Annotated in this window: 12 protein-coding genes and 1 riboswitch; of the genes, 6 read left to right on the forward strand and 6 right to left on the reverse strand. The window is 71.4% G+C overall.

The window, feature by feature from the left end; translation table 11 throughout:
* Positions 1 to 74: 74 nt before the first annotated feature.
* Positions 75 to 2,990, forward strand: a complete 2,916-nt coding sequence (locus tag J0911_RS19130) for an immune inhibitor A domain-containing protein (RefSeq protein WP_207277078.1) — start codon at positions 75 to 77, stop codon at positions 2,988 to 2,990.
* Between the two features lie 217 nt (positions 2,991 to 3,207).
* Here the strand turns inward: J0911_RS19130 and J0911_RS19135 are convergent, their stop codons facing one another.
* Positions 3,208 to 3,966 carry a copper homeostasis protein CutC gene (locus J0911_RS19135; RefSeq protein ID WP_307865181.1) on the reverse strand — a complete coding sequence of 253 codons (759 nt, stop codon included), beginning with the start codon at positions 3,964 to 3,966 and terminating at the stop codon, positions 3,208 to 3,210.
* A gap of 65 nt (positions 3,967 to 4,031) precedes the next feature.
* On the opposite strand from J0911_RS19135, the gene J0911_RS19140 reads away from it, so the two are divergent.
* Positions 4,032 to 5,189: a PrsW family intramembrane metalloprotease gene (locus tag J0911_RS19140; RefSeq protein WP_207277079.1), complete on the forward strand. Its 1,158-nt coding sequence runs from the start codon at positions 4,032 to 4,034 to the stop codon at positions 5,187 to 5,189.
* Between the two features lie 148 nt (positions 5,190 to 5,337).
* Here the strand turns inward: J0911_RS19140 and pgi are convergent, their stop codons facing one another.
* The 4 genes from pgi to J0911_RS19160 form a co-directional block, all read right to left on the reverse strand.
* Positions 5,338 to 7,059 carry a glucose-6-phosphate isomerase gene (gene pgi, locus J0911_RS19145; protein WP_207277080.1) on the reverse strand — a complete coding sequence of 574 codons (1,722 nt, stop codon included), beginning with the start codon at positions 7,057 to 7,059 and terminating at the stop codon, positions 5,338 to 5,340.
* 65 nt (positions 7,060 to 7,124) lie between these two features.
* A complete protein-coding gene (locus tag J0911_RS19150; protein WP_207277081.1) occupies positions 7,125 to 7,940 on the reverse strand; it encodes an ABC transporter ATP-binding protein in 816 nt (271 codons plus the stop codon).
* Positions 7,940 to 9,655 carry an ABC transporter permease gene (locus J0911_RS19155; protein WP_207277082.1) on the reverse strand — a complete coding sequence of 572 codons (1,716 nt, stop codon included), beginning with the start codon at positions 9,653 to 9,655 and terminating at the stop codon, positions 7,940 to 7,942. The genes J0911_RS19150 and J0911_RS19155 overlap by 1 nt, the downstream gene beginning before the upstream one ends.
* On the reverse strand, positions 9,652 to 10,671 hold the full coding sequence (locus J0911_RS19160) for a thiamine ABC transporter substrate-binding protein (protein WP_207277083.1): 1,020 nt from the start codon (positions 10,669 to 10,671) through the stop codon (positions 9,652 to 9,654). The genes J0911_RS19155 and J0911_RS19160 overlap by 4 nt, the downstream gene beginning before the upstream one ends.
* Positions 10,671 to 10,787, reverse strand: a riboswitch (TPP riboswitch). Its footprint overlaps the gene before it by 1 nt.
* 49 nt (positions 10,788 to 10,836) lie before the next feature.
* Here J0911_RS19160 and J0911_RS19165 point away from each other — a divergent pair.
* The 3 genes from J0911_RS19165 (at position 10,837) to J0911_RS19175 (ending at position 11,909) form a co-directional block, all read left to right on the forward strand.
* Positions 10,837 to 11,124 (forward strand): DUF4235 domain-containing protein, encoded by a 288-nt coding sequence (locus tag J0911_RS19165; RefSeq protein ID WP_207277084.1) that lies wholly within the window; start codon positions 10,837 to 10,839, stop codon positions 11,122 to 11,124.
* Positions 11,125 to 11,187: 63 nt separating this feature from the next.
* Complete coding sequence (gene moaC, locus J0911_RS19170; protein ID WP_207277085.1) at positions 11,188 to 11,670, forward strand: cyclic pyranopterin monophosphate synthase MoaC; 483 nt, start codon at positions 11,188 to 11,190, stop codon at positions 11,668 to 11,670.
* Positions 11,667 to 11,909, forward strand: coding sequence for a MoaD/ThiS family protein (locus tag J0911_RS19175; RefSeq protein ID WP_207277086.1), 243 nt, complete (start codon positions 11,667 to 11,669; stop codon positions 11,907 to 11,909). Before moaC ends, J0911_RS19175 begins: the two co-directional genes overlap by 4 nt.
* A gap of 91 nt (positions 11,910 to 12,000) precedes the next feature.
* Here J0911_RS19175 and J0911_RS19180 read toward each other — a convergent pair whose 3' ends face one another.
* Positions 12,001 to 12,519 (reverse strand): MogA/MoaB family molybdenum cofactor biosynthesis protein, encoded by a 519-nt coding sequence (locus J0911_RS19180; protein ID WP_207277087.1) that lies wholly within the window; start codon positions 12,517 to 12,519, stop codon positions 12,001 to 12,003.
* Between the two features lie 203 nt (positions 12,520 to 12,722).
* Here J0911_RS19180 and J0911_RS19185 point away from each other — a divergent pair, with 203 nt between their 5' ends.
* Positions 12,723 to 13,181 (forward strand): RrF2 family transcriptional regulator, encoded by a 459-nt coding sequence (locus J0911_RS19185; RefSeq protein ID WP_207277088.1) that lies wholly within the window; start codon positions 12,723 to 12,725, stop codon positions 13,179 to 13,181.
* Positions 13,182 to 13,354 lie beyond the last annotated feature (173 nt).

A 13,354-nucleotide genomic window follows, 5' to 3' on the forward strand; every position in this document is an offset into this window, starting at 1 on the left:
GTCGCACGACGGAAGGGGATGAAATTCCCACGACGCCCTTCACAGGAATGTCACACTCTGGTTCGGTGTGACCCATGGCACACAACACCACACGCGTCGCGCGGTGCACGGTGGCTACCCTCCCCGTCGTCGCTCTGACGGTCGCCGGCCTGGCGACCACGCAGGGTGCCGCGACGGCCCAGCCAACCCCGGTACCGCAGATCGGCACGTCCGAGCACTACATCAACTACGCCGAGGCCGCGGTCCAGCCCGACGTCGGCACCGACATCGAGATCACGCCGGACGGCCGCCTCGTCGAGCACGTACCGGACGGCAGCACCGGAACGACGGTGGACCCCGAGGTCCAGGCCGCCTCCGAGGAGCTCGAGGCCAAGTTCGCCGGCGGGAACCCCGCCACCGCCGAGCAACTCGCCCTGGCGGAGGCCGAGGCGATCGAGCGGGGCGACAGCCCCGCCGACCTCCGCGAGCGCCGCACGGAGCAGGCCCTGGCCGACGGCAGCGACGCCGTCCGGCGCGGCGGGCACCACGGCAAGGGACCGAAGTACAAGAAGGCGAAGACCACGCAGGAGGCCAAGCTCCTGACCATCCTGGTCGAGTTCGCGGACGACGTCGACGACGACTTCACCGGCACGATGGTCCCCACCTACTGGGGCTCGTCGGAGTGCATGCCGGGCAACATCCAGAACGGGCCCAAGCACAACAACCTGCCGGACCCGGGCGAGATGGAGCTCGAGGACAACAACTCCATGTGGGTGCCCGACTTCTCGCCGGAGCACTACAACGACATGCTCTTCACCTCCGAGGGCATCACCGAACGGGTGCGTACGGACCTCACCGGTCCTGACGGCAGGCCGGGCTTCGACATCTCCGGCTACACGATGAAGAACATGTACGAGGAGATGTCGCAGGGCGCGTACACCGTCTCCGGTGAGGCGACCCCGTGGGTCACGGTGCCGCACTCGGAGGGGTGGTACGGAGCCACCCGCTGCTTCCTCAACGACGAGGGCGAATGGGAGGCCGGCGCCTACCAGGGCATGCAGGGCCACCCGGACAACCCGCTGGGCGCGGGCCAGCTCCCCATCGACGCGGTCGCGGCGCTCGCCGAGCTCGAGCCGGACTTCCCGTGGGAGGACTACGACGTCGAGGACCAGTCGGACCGTGACGGTGACGGCGACCTCTTCGAGCCGGACGGCGTGATCGACCACGTGGTGCTGGTGCACGCCGGTGCCGACAAGTCCGGCGGTGGTGGTGACGAGGGGACGTACGCCCTCTGGGCGCACTCCTCGGCCGTCGCGGGAGGCGCGGACATCCCGGGCACCGACCTGAAGCTGTCGAACTACATCGTGCAGCCGGAGGACTCGGGCGTGGGCGTGTTCGCGCACGAGTACGGCCACGACCTCGGCCTGCCGGACCTGTACGACACGTCCGGTGGCGGCGACTCCGACGTCGACTTCTGGGACCTGATGAGCTCCGGCTCGCACGCCGGCCCGATCTTCCAGTCGATGCCGACGCACATGGGCGTGTGGGACAAGTACGTGCTCGGCTGGGCGGACCCGCTGGAGATCGAGCCCGGTGACGACAAGCGGATGGTTCGGGTGGGCCAGAACTCGCGCCCGCTGCGCGGCACCGAGGACGGCATCAAGATCAACCTGCCCGACAAGGAACTGTTCCTCACCGAGCCGCACTCGGGCGAGAACTCCTGGTACACCGGCGCCGACCAGGACTGGGCGGACGTGCGGCTGTCGCGGAGCCTCGACGTGCCGGCAGGCACCGAGGCGACCTTCTCGATGTGGAACGACTACGTCATCGAGGCCGACTGGGACTACGGCTTCGTCGAGGTCTCCACGGACGGTGGCACGACCTGGGACGAGGTCAAGGTCTACGACGAGCAGGGCGCCGAGGTCACCACGGGTGACGCCTACGGCGACCCCAACGGCCGGCTCGGCGACTTCGGCGGCAAGCGGTACGGCCTGACCGGCACCACCGAGGGCTGGGCCCAGCACTTCGTCGACCTGTCGGCCTACGCCGGTTCGACCGTGGACGTGCGCCTGCGGTACGCCACCGACGCGGCGTTCCTGGAGCGCGGCTGGTTCGCGGACGACTTCGCGCTCGTGGTCGACGGCGAGACGGTGTGGTCCGACGACACCGAGTCCGGCGCCAACGGCTGGACCAACGAGGTGTCCACCTGGGTGGACACGACAGGTCAGGGCTGGCGTGCCGACTCCGGTTCCTCGACGCAGGCGCAGTACTACATCGTCGAGTGGCGCAACGCCGACGGGTTCGACGAGGGCCTGGAGCACGCGTACGACTCCACGTACGCGGCGCCGCAGAGCGAGGCGTGGAAGGTCGAGAAGTTCTCGTACAACGTGCCCGGCATGCTGGTCTGGTACCGGGACACCACGTACGGCGACGCCAACCACGTCACGGCGAACCTGAGCGCGCTGCCGAGCCTCGGCGCGAAGGGCGGCCTGCTCATCGTGGACAGCCACTTCGACCCGCTGCGCCGCGACGCGTCGGCGGAGCCGGACACGTCCGTGCTGAAGAACCTGCCGTCGCGGCCGCAGTCCTCGAACGCGGCGTTCGGCCTGCGGCCGACGTCCCCGCTCACCGAGTGCATCGTGTCCGACGACGACCTGACGCGGGAGTTCTGCACCGACATCGCGCCGCTGGCCCCGGTCCGCACGTTCACCGACGACAAGGGCTGGTACCCCGGCATCGAGGTGAACGGCGAGAGCCTGTTCTACCGGGACAACGACGCGTCGGTCACGGTGCCGTCGGTCGGGAACAGCCCGTACTCGTTCCGGATCGTCGACCCGGACGGAAACCTGCTGCCCGACTGGTTCGGGGAGGACTTCGGGTTCCCGGCCCCGGCCGGAACCGGCGATCCTGCGGACGACGGCGTCGGCTACGGCACGACGATCACGCTGCACCGGACGCAGCTCGGCGACCGGGTCGGGCTGATCTCGGTCACCCCACCGAGCGCTCCCTGACCGGATGAACCCGCCGGGGCAGCATCCGCCGGTCTCCGGCGGACTGCCCCGGCAGGGCCCTGAACCGTGGAGGCGGTACGCCGGTGGTCCGGCGTACCGCCTCCACGGCGTACGGGCCGGGCCGGGCCGTCAGCCGCCGGCTCACGACGTCCCGGCGGCAGACGTGCGCGACCCGTCAGGCACCCCGGCGGGGACGGCGGACACGAACCCGCGGCGGTCAGCGCAGCTGCAGCTCGCGGACCGCCGTTGCGACGGCGTGCGCGACGTCGGCGTCGGTGACCTCGTAGCTTCCGGCGCCACCGCCCGGGCCGCCGTCCTCGGTCACCACGCGCCGGGCGCTCAGGTGGATGGCGTCGACGCCCGCAGCCGCCAGGGCCGGCACGTCGTCGAGGCGGACGCCGCCGCCCGCCATGATCTCCACCCCCAGGTCGGCGCTGCGCTCGACGAGCCCGGCCAGGCGTTCGGCCCCCTCGCCGGCCCGCGCGGCCCCACCCGAGGTCAGGACGCGCGTGACGCCGAGGTCCGCGAGGGCGTCGAGCGCCGCGAGCTGATCGGGGACGACGTCGAGCGCCCGGTGGAACGTCACCTCGGCGTCACCGGCGGCCGCGACCAGCGCGCGCACCGTCTCCTCGTCCACACGCCCGTCGGGAGTCAGGGCACCGACGACGACGCCGTCGGCCCCAGCGTCGACCGACAGGACCGTCTCGCGGACCATGAGGGCACGTTCCTCGGCCGACCAGGTGAACCCTCCCGGGCGCGGCCGGATGAGGACGTGGACCTCCAGGATGGGCGCGCCCGCGGTCTCGGGGACGACGGCGGCGGCGTCGATCGCCGCCTCGATGAGAGCGGCGCTGGGCGTGATACCGCCCGTCGCCCCGAGCGCGGAGCACAGCTCCACGCGCCGGGCGCCGACGTCGGACGCGATCCGCGCGCCTGCGGGGTCCTGGACGGCCAGCTCGAGGGCGACATTGTGCACGGACGTCAGGCTACCGTCGAGCCGGGCTCGCCCCGGGCAGGCGACCTTCACTAGGCTCTGCGTCCATGACCGTCGACCCGAGTGCGATCCTTCGCGGCCGCCCACCAGGCCGGGCGCCCGCGGGAGTCATCGTGGCCATCGCGTTCTCCTCCGTGTGCCTGATGATCGTGCTCGCGTTCAGCGCGATGAACGGCGGGGCCTCGTTCGTCGTGGGCCTGCTCCTGGCCCTGCTTCCGCTGGGCATCTGGCTGCCGGTGATTCTCGCGCTCGACCGGATGGAGCCGGAGCCCAAGAACGCGCTGGTCCTCGCGTTCCTCTGGGGCGCGGGCGTGGCGGCACTGGTCTCCATGGTGCTGAACACGCTCAACTTCGTGGTCATCACCGACCTGCTCGTCAGCACCGACGACGGCTGGTACTGGACGGCGGTGGTCGGCGCGCCGATCGTGGAGGAGGTGCTCAAGGCCTTCGTCCTGTTCGGCATGCTCTGGTTCCGCCGCCACGAGATCAACGGTCTCACCGACGGCATCATCTACGCCTCGATGGTCGGCCTCGGCTTCGCCGCCACCGAGAACGTCACCTACTTCATCGAGGCCGCCGAGCAGGAGCAACTCGGTTTCGTGTTCCTCATGCGCGCGGTCATCGCGCCGCTGCTGCACCCGCTGTGCACGGCCATGACCGGTATCGGGGTCGCCGTCGCGGCGATGAGCCGGCCCGGCATGCTGCGGTTCACGGCACCGCTGATCGGTCTGACCGGCGCCATCGCGCTGCACAGCCTCTGGAACGCGGCGTCCTCCCGGGGCGTCGCCGGTCTGGCGTCCGCCTACCTGATCGGCCTGGTCGTGATGATCGTGCTGATCGTGGTGGTCCAGAAGGAACGTCGCCGCCTGGTCGGCCTCATCCTGCACTACCTGCCGAAGTACATCCCGACGGGCGTCGTCGCGATGGTCGACGTGCAGATGCTCAGCTCCCTCAAGGCCCGTAAGGCCGCGCGCGAGTGGGCCGCCTCGCGAGGCGGCCGGGCGTCGGAAGCGGCGATGCGCGAGTACCAGCAGGCGGCGACCGAACTCGCGATGCTGCACGAGCGTGCCGAGCACGCCGCGGCGGAGCCGGCCGAACTGGAGAACCAGCGCCAGGCGCTGCTCTGGGTCATGCAGCGCGCCCGCGCCACCTTTCTCCCGTCCGCGGGCACGTCCAACCTCCCCTGGGCCACCACGACGTCCTGATCCCCTGCCTCCGGGCGCCGCGCCGACCACGCCATTTTCGGCGACCACGCCATTCATGGGTGTGGAAGGGCTTCCATCCCCCACGAATGGCGTGGTCGCGGTCCGGGAGCTGGGCGGGCGGCAGCGCGGCGGGCGGCAGCCGGGCGGGTCAGGGGCGGAGGGTGCGGTACCTGGCGACGAGGGCGGCCGTCGAGGCGTCCTGGGCGGCGAGGGCCGCCTCGTCGCCCGCGACCGCGGGGGCGATCTCCAGAGCCAGCTTCTTGCCGAGCTCCACGCCCCACTGGTCGAACGAGTCGATCCCCCACACGACGCCCTGCACGAACGTGATGTGCTCGTAGAGGGCCACGAGCTGCCCCAGTACCGAGGGCGTGAGGGCGGGTGCGAGGATCGACGTCGTCGGCCGGTTGCCGCTGAACACCCGCGCCGACACGAGTTCCTCCGCCGTGCCCTCGGCACGGACCTCGTCCGCCGTCCTCCCGAACGCCAGTGCCTTCGTCTGCGCGAAGAAGTTCGCCAGGAACAGCCCGTGCACGTCGGCGCCGGCTGCCACCGCCTTGCCGTCGCCCACCGGGTCCGCCAGCCCGTACGCGGGTCGCGCGACCGCGATGAAGTCCGCCGGGATCAGGCGTGTTCCCTGGTGGATGAGCTGGTAGAACGCGTGCTGCCCGTTGGTGCCGGGCTCGCCCCAGAAGACCTCGCCGGTGTCGGCCGTCACCGGCGAGCCGTCCCAGCGCACCGACTTGCCGTTCGACTCCATGGTGAGCTGCTGCAGATAGGCCGGGAACCGGTGCAGCTGCTGCGCGTACGGCAGGACTGCGTGCGTGTGCGCGTCACGGAAGTTCGTGTACCAGACGTTCAGGAGTCCCATCAGGACGGGTACGTTGCGCTCGAGCGGCGTCGTGGCGAAGTGGCGGTCCATCGCGTGGAAGCCCGAGAGCAGTTCCTCGAACCGCTCCGGACCGATGGCGACGGCCAGCGACGTCCCGATCGCCGAGTCCATCGAGTACCGGCCCCCGACCCAGTCCCAGAACCCGAAGGCGTTCTCGGTGTCGATGCCGAAGGCGGCGACCTTGTCCAGGGCCGTCGAGACCGCGACGAAGTGCTTCGCGACGGCGCCGGCTCGTCCCTCGTCGGTGTCCTCGATCGCGCCGGCCGCCACCAGGGAACGCCAGAGCCAGTCACGGGCGAGCCGGGCGTTGGTGAGCGTCTCCAGCGTGCCGAACGTCTTCGACGCGACGATGAACAGGGTGGTCGCGGGGTCGAGGTCCGCGGTCTTCTGCGCGACGTCCGTCGGGTCGATGTTCGAGACGAACCGGCACTCCAGCCCTTCGGCGACGTACGGCTCCAGCGCCTCGTACGCCATGACCGGTCCGAGGTCGGAGCCGCCGATCCCGATGTTCACGATCGTCCGGACCTTCTGACCCGTCACTCCGGTCCACTCGCCGGACCGGACCTTCTCGGCGAAGGCGTAGACCTTCTCCAGCTCGGCCCGCACGTCGGCGTCGACGTCCTGCCCGTCCACGTGCAGCGCGGGAACCGTGCCGGCGGGGCGGCGGAGCGCCGTGTGGAGCACGGCGCGGTCCTCGGTGCTGTTGATGTGCTCTCCGGAGAACATCGCGTCCCGGCGCTCGGCGACACCGGTCTGCTCGGCGAGGGCGACGAGCGCCGCCAGGACGTCGTCGGTCAGCAGATTCTTGGAGAGGTCCACGTAGAGGTCGGCCGCCTCGAAGGCGAACCGCTCGGCCCTGCCGGGGTCGGCGGCGAACCAACCCCGCAGGTCCGGGCGGAGGCCCTCGGAGAGCCGGGAGAGGTCCGCCCAGGCGGGTGTGGTCGTGGCGTCGACAGGCTGCTTGGCAAGCTCGGTGCGCATGGTTCAAACCTAACGTCCGACGACGGTCGTGGCGGAGACGTTCCGCGAGTCGCGCAGCCCGGACGTCAGGAAAGGCCGAGGAACTCCGCCACCTCACGCGACGCGGGCTTCTGCCGAAGTTCGTCCGGGTGGGCGACCTGGAGCAGGCGCCCCTCGGACATGACGCCGACCCGGTCCGCCACCGTGAAGGCCTCGTCGTGGTCGTGGGTGACGAAGAGCGCCGTCGTACCCGTCTCCTTCAGCACCTGTCGCACGTCCGTGGCCAGGCGTTCCCGCAACCGCCGGTCGAGCGCGGACAGCGGCTCGTCGAGCAGGAGCAGCCGTGGGCTCGGTGCGAGCGCGCGACCGAGAGCCACCCGCTGCCGCTCGCCCCCGGACAGTGTCGCGACGCGGCGCCGTTCGTAGCCCGTGAGCCCCACCAGGCGGAGGAGCTCAGCGACCCGCTCGGCACGCTCGGCCGCGGGAACGTGCTGCGCCTCGAGGCCGTAGGCGACGTTCCGCCCGACGTCCCGGTGCGGGAACAGCTGCCCGTCCTGGAACATCAGACCGAACTGGCGCCGGTGCACCGGCACGCCGGTGAGGTCGTCACCGTCCCAGCTGACCGTGCCTCCGGTGAGGGGTTCCAACCCGGCGACGGCCCGCAGGAGCGAGGACTTGCCGCACCCGCTCGGCCCGAGCAGCGCGACGATCTCGCCCCGGTCGACGTCGATCGAGACGTGGTCGACGGCGGTCGTGGCGACCTGTGGTGAGCGGCGCCACGGCCTCGCGGGAGCCTTCGCGTAGCGCACGACGACGTCGCGCACGGCCAGTCCGGAACTGCCGACGGCTTCCGGACCGGTGACCGTGCCGGTGCGCCCGGTACCCGGGTTCAACGAGGTCATCAGAACTCTCCTCCACCATGATCGCTCCGCAGGCGCTCCGCCAGCATCATCACCACGGCGGTCAGAGTGGCCAGGACCACCGACGCCGCGAGCGCCATTCCGTAGTTCTCGGCTCCCGGCCGGCCGATCAGCCGGAAGATCACGATCGGCAGGGTCTCGCTCTGCGGCCGCACGAGGAACGACGTCGCGCCGAACTCCCCGAGGGAGACGGCGAACGCGAATCCGACGGCGAGCCCGAGAGATCGCGCGGCGAGCGGCAGGTCGACGGTACGCAGCACCGCCGCGGGACCGGCGCCGAGGGTTCCGGCGACCTCGCGCAGACGAGGGTCGATGGCCCGCAGCACGGGCAGCACGGTGCGCGTGACGAGCGGAACCGCGACGACGGCCTGCGCGATCGGTACGAGGGCGGGTGAGGTGCGCAGGTCGTACTCGACGCCGAGCGGCTGGTCGAGGGTGACGAGGAAGCCGAAGCCGACGGTCACCGCGGACACCCCGAGGGGCAGCATGAACATGCCGTCCAGGACGGAGACGGCCCGCCGGGCCGCGGGCCCGCGCGGGCGCCGGGACGCGAGAAGCGCCACGAGCCCGCCCACCACGACGGCGACCGCACACGCCCACGCGGCGGTGCGCAGCGAGTTCCCGAGCGCCTCCCAGACCGTGACCGTCAGCGCTCCGCGCTCGCCCGTGGTGCCGAGCGCGATGTAGTTGGCCGGCCCGAACTCGCCGTCGGGTCCGCGGAAGGACCGCAGAGCGAGCCCGCCGAGCGGCAGCAGGATCAGCCCGCCGACGACGACCGCCGTGGCGACCACCACGGCGAGGTCCTCGCGGGACCACCGGAGAGGGCGCGCGGACGTCCGGTCGCTGACGAGGTGCAGGGCGGCCTCTCTGCGGCTTCGCGTCCGAGCGGAGATGGTGAGCGCCGTCGCCACGACGACGAGTTGCAGGATCGAGAGCACGGCCGCCGACCGCAGGTCGAGGAACTGGGTGGTGCGGACCCAGATCTCGGTCTCGATGGTGCCGTAGCGCGCCCCGCCGAGCACCATGACGACGCCGAACGCGGTGGCGCAGAAGAGGAACACGACCGAGGCTGCCGAGACGAGGGCCGGGGCGAGCGACGGCAAGGTCACCGTCCACCACACCCGCCGGGGAGAGGCGCCGAGCGCGGCCGCCGCCTGCTCGGCCCGGGGATCGAGGCGCTCCCAGAGCCCGCCCACGGTCCGCACCACGACGGCGAGGTTGAAGAAGACCAGGGCGACGACGATCCCGCCGAGGGTCTCCTCCAGCCCCAGGAAGCCCAGCGCGCCCTCCGGGACGAACAGGCTGCGGAACGCGACGCCGACCACGACCGTGGGCAGGACGAACGGGACGGTGACGAGCCCGCGCAGCAGCGCTCGGCCGGGGAAGGTGCGGCGGTACAGCAGGAAGGCGACGGGCAGGCCGGCGAGAAGTGAGAACGCGGTGCCGAGCACCGACTGCGCGAGCGTCAGGCCGGCCAGGCGCCAGGTGCGCGGACGCCCGAGGACCTCGGCGAACCCGGTGAGGTCCAGGGCGCCGTCGGCGACGAATCCGCGCAGGACGAGTACCGTCACGGGCCACGCGAAGAACAGCGCCAGGAACCCCAGCGGGACCAGGGCGACCACGCTCCACGCGGCGCCCGCCGCCCACGGGGCGCGGGCGAGCCGTCCCACCCGCGCGGGTGCGGACGTGGGCGTCATCCCAGGACGATCGCTGTCCACGCCTCGATCCACTCGTCACGGTGCTCCGCGATCTCCTCGGGGTCGACCTCGTGCGGGTCCTCGGCGAGCGGAGCGTGCTCGACCCAGTCCTCCGGCAGGGCGACGTCCTCGTCGGCCGGGTACATGTACATGGAGCCGGGGAGGTCCTGCTGAACGGTCTCCGACTGCAGGAACCGCACGAGCTCCCAGGCGCCGTCCGGGTTGTCGGCGCCGTTCAGCACGCCCGCGTACTCCTCCTGGCGGAAGCACGTCTCGAGGAGCGCGGTGGTGGTGGACTCGCCGTCGTCGCCCACCGTGTAGGCCGGGGAGGTCGAGTACGAGAGCACCAGTGGACGGTCGCCCTCTCCGTCCGCGCCCGAGAAGTCGACGTAGTAGGCGTCCTCCCAGGAGTCGACGACCTTGACGTCGTTGTCCCGGAGCGCCTCCCAGTAGTCGCCGAAGCCGTTGGGGCCGAAGGCGTCGTAGGTGGCCAGGAGGAAGGCGAGCCCGGGGGACGACGTCGCGGGGTTCGTGACGACGAGCAGCCCCTGGTACGAGGGCTCGGCCAGGTCCGTCAGGGTCTCGGGGATCTCCAGGTTCTGCTCGGCGAACCACTCCTTGTCCGCGTTGACGCAGACATCGCCCTGGTCGATCTGCGCGAGATCGCCCGCGATCACGCCCTCGTCCGTCACTCGTGAGGCGAACGTGTTGTCGATGCCGAACACGGCGTCGCCGAGCGGCGCGTCCTTGGTCAGCACGAGCTGGTTGGCGAGCGTGCCCGCGTCTCCGGCGGCGTTCACCTCGACGGTGAGCCCGGTCTCCTCCTCGAACTCACCGAGGATGCCGTCGCTGAGAGCGAACGAGTCGTGGGTGACGAGCGTGACGGTGTCGGAGGCGGGCGAGGCGTCGGTCTCCGGGTCGCCGTCGGGCTGACCGGTGCATCCGGCGAGCAGCAACGCCGCCGCGACGGACGCGGCGGCCGCGGTGGTCACGGGGGTGCGTCGGAACATGGTCATGAAAGGTCCTTTCGACTTCCTCCACCGGTGCTAACCGGATCAGGTTCGAGGGTCTGCGGCGAACCGCACTCTCAGCGCCCGCATCGATGACGGCGGGGGCTCCCCTGTCGTTGTTCTCGGCAGCCTACCTCTGCTGTCCGACACGGATGCCGCTACGGTGGGTTCGTGGCCGAGAATGAGACGGAACCGACACTTGCGGTGAAGATCGGCACCATCGCCCTCACGTTCGCCGCCGGCTGGGCGGCACAGAAGGCGCTGGCACTGGTCTGGAAGCAAGTCACCGGAAAAGACGCACCCACCAAATCGGACGACCCAGAGCTCGACGTGGTCCAGGCGACGGTGTTCGCCGCCGTCGCGGCGGGGACCGCCGTGCTCGCGAAGCGGGTCGCGGCACGCGGCGCGCAGCGCACGGTGGCCCGGATCGCTGCCCGCTCGGCGGCCCGCGCACACTGATCCGCGCACGGAGGCCGCGCGGAACCGGCGCGGCCCTCCGCCAGGATCTCCTACGCTGGGCACGTGACCTTCACGCATCTGGATGACCGGGGCCAGGCCCGCATGGTCGACGTCACCGCCAAGCAGCCCACCGTACGATCCGCGACCGCGACCGGCCGCGTCGTGTGCGCTCCGGGCGTCGTGGCGGCGCTGCGCTCGGGAGATGTGCCCAAGGGCGACGTGCTGGCCGTCGCGCGTGTCGCCGGGATCGCCGGCGCCAAGCGCACGGCCGAGCTCCTGCCGCTCGCGCATGTGATCGGCGTGCACGGCGCCGTGGTGGACCTCGAGGTGACCGACGACGGCGTCGACATCACCGCCACCGTACGCACCGCGGACCGTACCGGCGTGGAGATGGAAGCGCTGACCGCGGTGTCGATCGCCGGCCTTGCCGTGGTCGACATGGTCAAGGGTCTGGACAAGTCCGTGTCGCTCGCGGACGTGCGCCTCGTCGCGAAGACGGGCGGCAAGTCGGGCGACTGGCTGCGGTCGGAGGCGAAAGCTCCGTGATCCAGGTGCGGTACTTCGCCGGAGCCCGCGAGGCGTCGGGCGTCTCCTCGGAGGCTCTGCCGGGGCCGACGACGACCGGCGGCCTGCGGACGGAGCTGACCGCACGGCACGGCGAGCGGCTGGGCGAGGTCCTGCCGAAGTGCACGCTGCTCGTCGCCGGGGCACGGGCGCCGTCGGACGACACACCGGTCCCCGACGGGACGACCGTCGACGTGCTGCCGCCCTTCGCGGGCGGCTGACGGCCCGACCAGGACGGCGACCAGCGTCCCGGCATCCGCCGCCGGCGGGTGACCGGTAGGAGTTCGGCGGCAGCGGTCGCCGTCGGGCCGGCTAACGGCCGGGCGGCACGGCGTGGTCGACTCCGTCGAGCTGGTCACGCAGATGCGGCCAGAGCGGCAGGACGACGGCGGCCCCGTCACGTACGCCTCCCGTCGACCCCGGAAGGTTGACCACGAGTGCCGGCCGACCGCCGTTGGGTTCCCGAATGATCCCGGCGAGGCCCCGGGACAACACGGCCGTGCGTACACCCGCGTCGGCACCGTGGGCACGGATCGCCTCGGCGAGACCGGGAATCTCGGTGTCCAGGAGTCCTCGCGTGCCTTCGGGAGTGAGGTCACGGGGGGTGACCCCGGTGCCACCGGTCGTGAGAATCAGCCGAGCGCCCTGGGCGAGCGTCCATCGCAGCACGTCACGGACGGACTCGATGCCGTCCGGAACGACCCGGGTGACGACGTCACTGATCCCCCGTTCCGCGAGGGCCTGGACCAGAAGGGGACCGGAGCGGTCCTCGGCCTCGCCCCGGGCGCAACGGTCCGACACGGTGATCACGGCGGCGCGGTCGGAAGTCATGCCTACACCTTAGAAGGTGGTGCGGGCGGCCCCCGAATGCGCATGCCACCGCGGCCGGCCGCCGCGAGCCGCCAGGGGCGGGTGCCGGAGGCAGAGGTGGTCCGATCTCCAGAAGGTGTGCGGAGACCGACGGGTCTGGTGCCAGTCACGGGCAGGAGTGTCACGGGAGGGATAAGCCGCCATTTCCGGTGGATAATAGGGCCATGAGGATCTCCGCACGTGCCGACTATGCCGTGAGGGCCGCCGCCGAACTCGCGGCCGCCGACCATGACATGCCCGTTCGCGCTGAAGCCCTCGCCACGGCCCAGGGCATCCCGTACCGGTTTCTCGAAGGGATCCTCAGTGATCTGCGCCGGGACGGACTGGTGGTCAGCCAGCGCGGCGCCGGCGGCGGCTACCGGTTGGCGCGCCCCGCGGACAAGGTCACGATCGCCGATGTGATCCGCGCTGTCGACGGGCCGCTCGTCTTCGTGCGCGGCAAGCGACCCTCGGACCTGGAGTACCAGGGCGCTGCGGCGCCGCTGCTGCAGGTGTGGGTGGCGCTGCGCGCCAACGTGCGCACCGTGCTGGAACGGGTGACGCTCGCCGACCTCGTGACCGACGGTCTGCCAGGGGAGGTGCGGGCTTTGGTGCGTACGGAGGATGCGTGGGAGAACGCGTGAACTGGTCCCCCACCGGTGCAAGGCGGTGAGGTGCTGCGAGCCGCCGTGTTGGGGTGTGTGTGGGTGTTTGTGGCTGGGCGTGTGTGGGGGTGTTGGTTGTTTGGTTGTGGGTGTGTTGAAGGCCCCCGCTCACGTGTGTGAGTGGGGGCCTTCATGAAGAGGGGTCCGGCGGC

Source organism: Myceligenerans salitolerans (assembly GCF_017349295.1).
GTDB lineage: Bacteria > Actinomycetota > Actinomycetes > Actinomycetales > Cellulomonadaceae > Myceligenerans > Myceligenerans salitolerans.

Excerpts from the sequence above, each read along its gene's own strand:
- J0911_RS19180 (WP_207277087.1), bottom strand. The coding sequence starts at position 12,519 with ATGACTTCCGACCGCGCCGCCGTGATCACCGTGTCGGACCGTTGCGCC.
- J0911_RS19140 (WP_207277079.1), top strand. The coding sequence starts at position 4,032 with ATGACCGTCGACCCGAGTGCGATCCTTCGCGGCCGCCCACCAGGCCGG.
- J0911_RS19185 (WP_207277088.1), top strand. The coding sequence starts at position 12,723 with ATGAGGATCTCCGCACGTGCCGACTATGCCGTGAGGGCCGCCGCCGAA.
- pgi (WP_207277080.1), bottom strand. The coding sequence starts at position 7,059 with ATGCGCACCGAGCTTGCCAAGCAGCCTGTCGACGCCACGACCACACCC.
- J0911_RS19155 (WP_207277082.1), bottom strand. The coding sequence starts at position 9,655 with ATGACGCCCACGTCCGCACCCGCGCGGGTGGGACGGCTCGCCCGCGCC.
- J0911_RS19160 (WP_207277083.1), bottom strand. The coding sequence starts at position 10,671 with ATGACCATGTTCCGACGCACCCCCGTGACCACCGCGGCCGCCGCGTCC.
- J0911_RS19130 (WP_207277078.1), top strand. The coding sequence starts at position 75 with ATGGCACACAACACCACACGCGTCGCGCGGTGCACGGTGGCTACCCTC.
- J0911_RS19150 (WP_207277081.1), bottom strand. The coding sequence starts at position 7,940 with ATGACCTCGTTGAACCCGGGTACCGGGCGCACCGGCACGGTCACCGGT.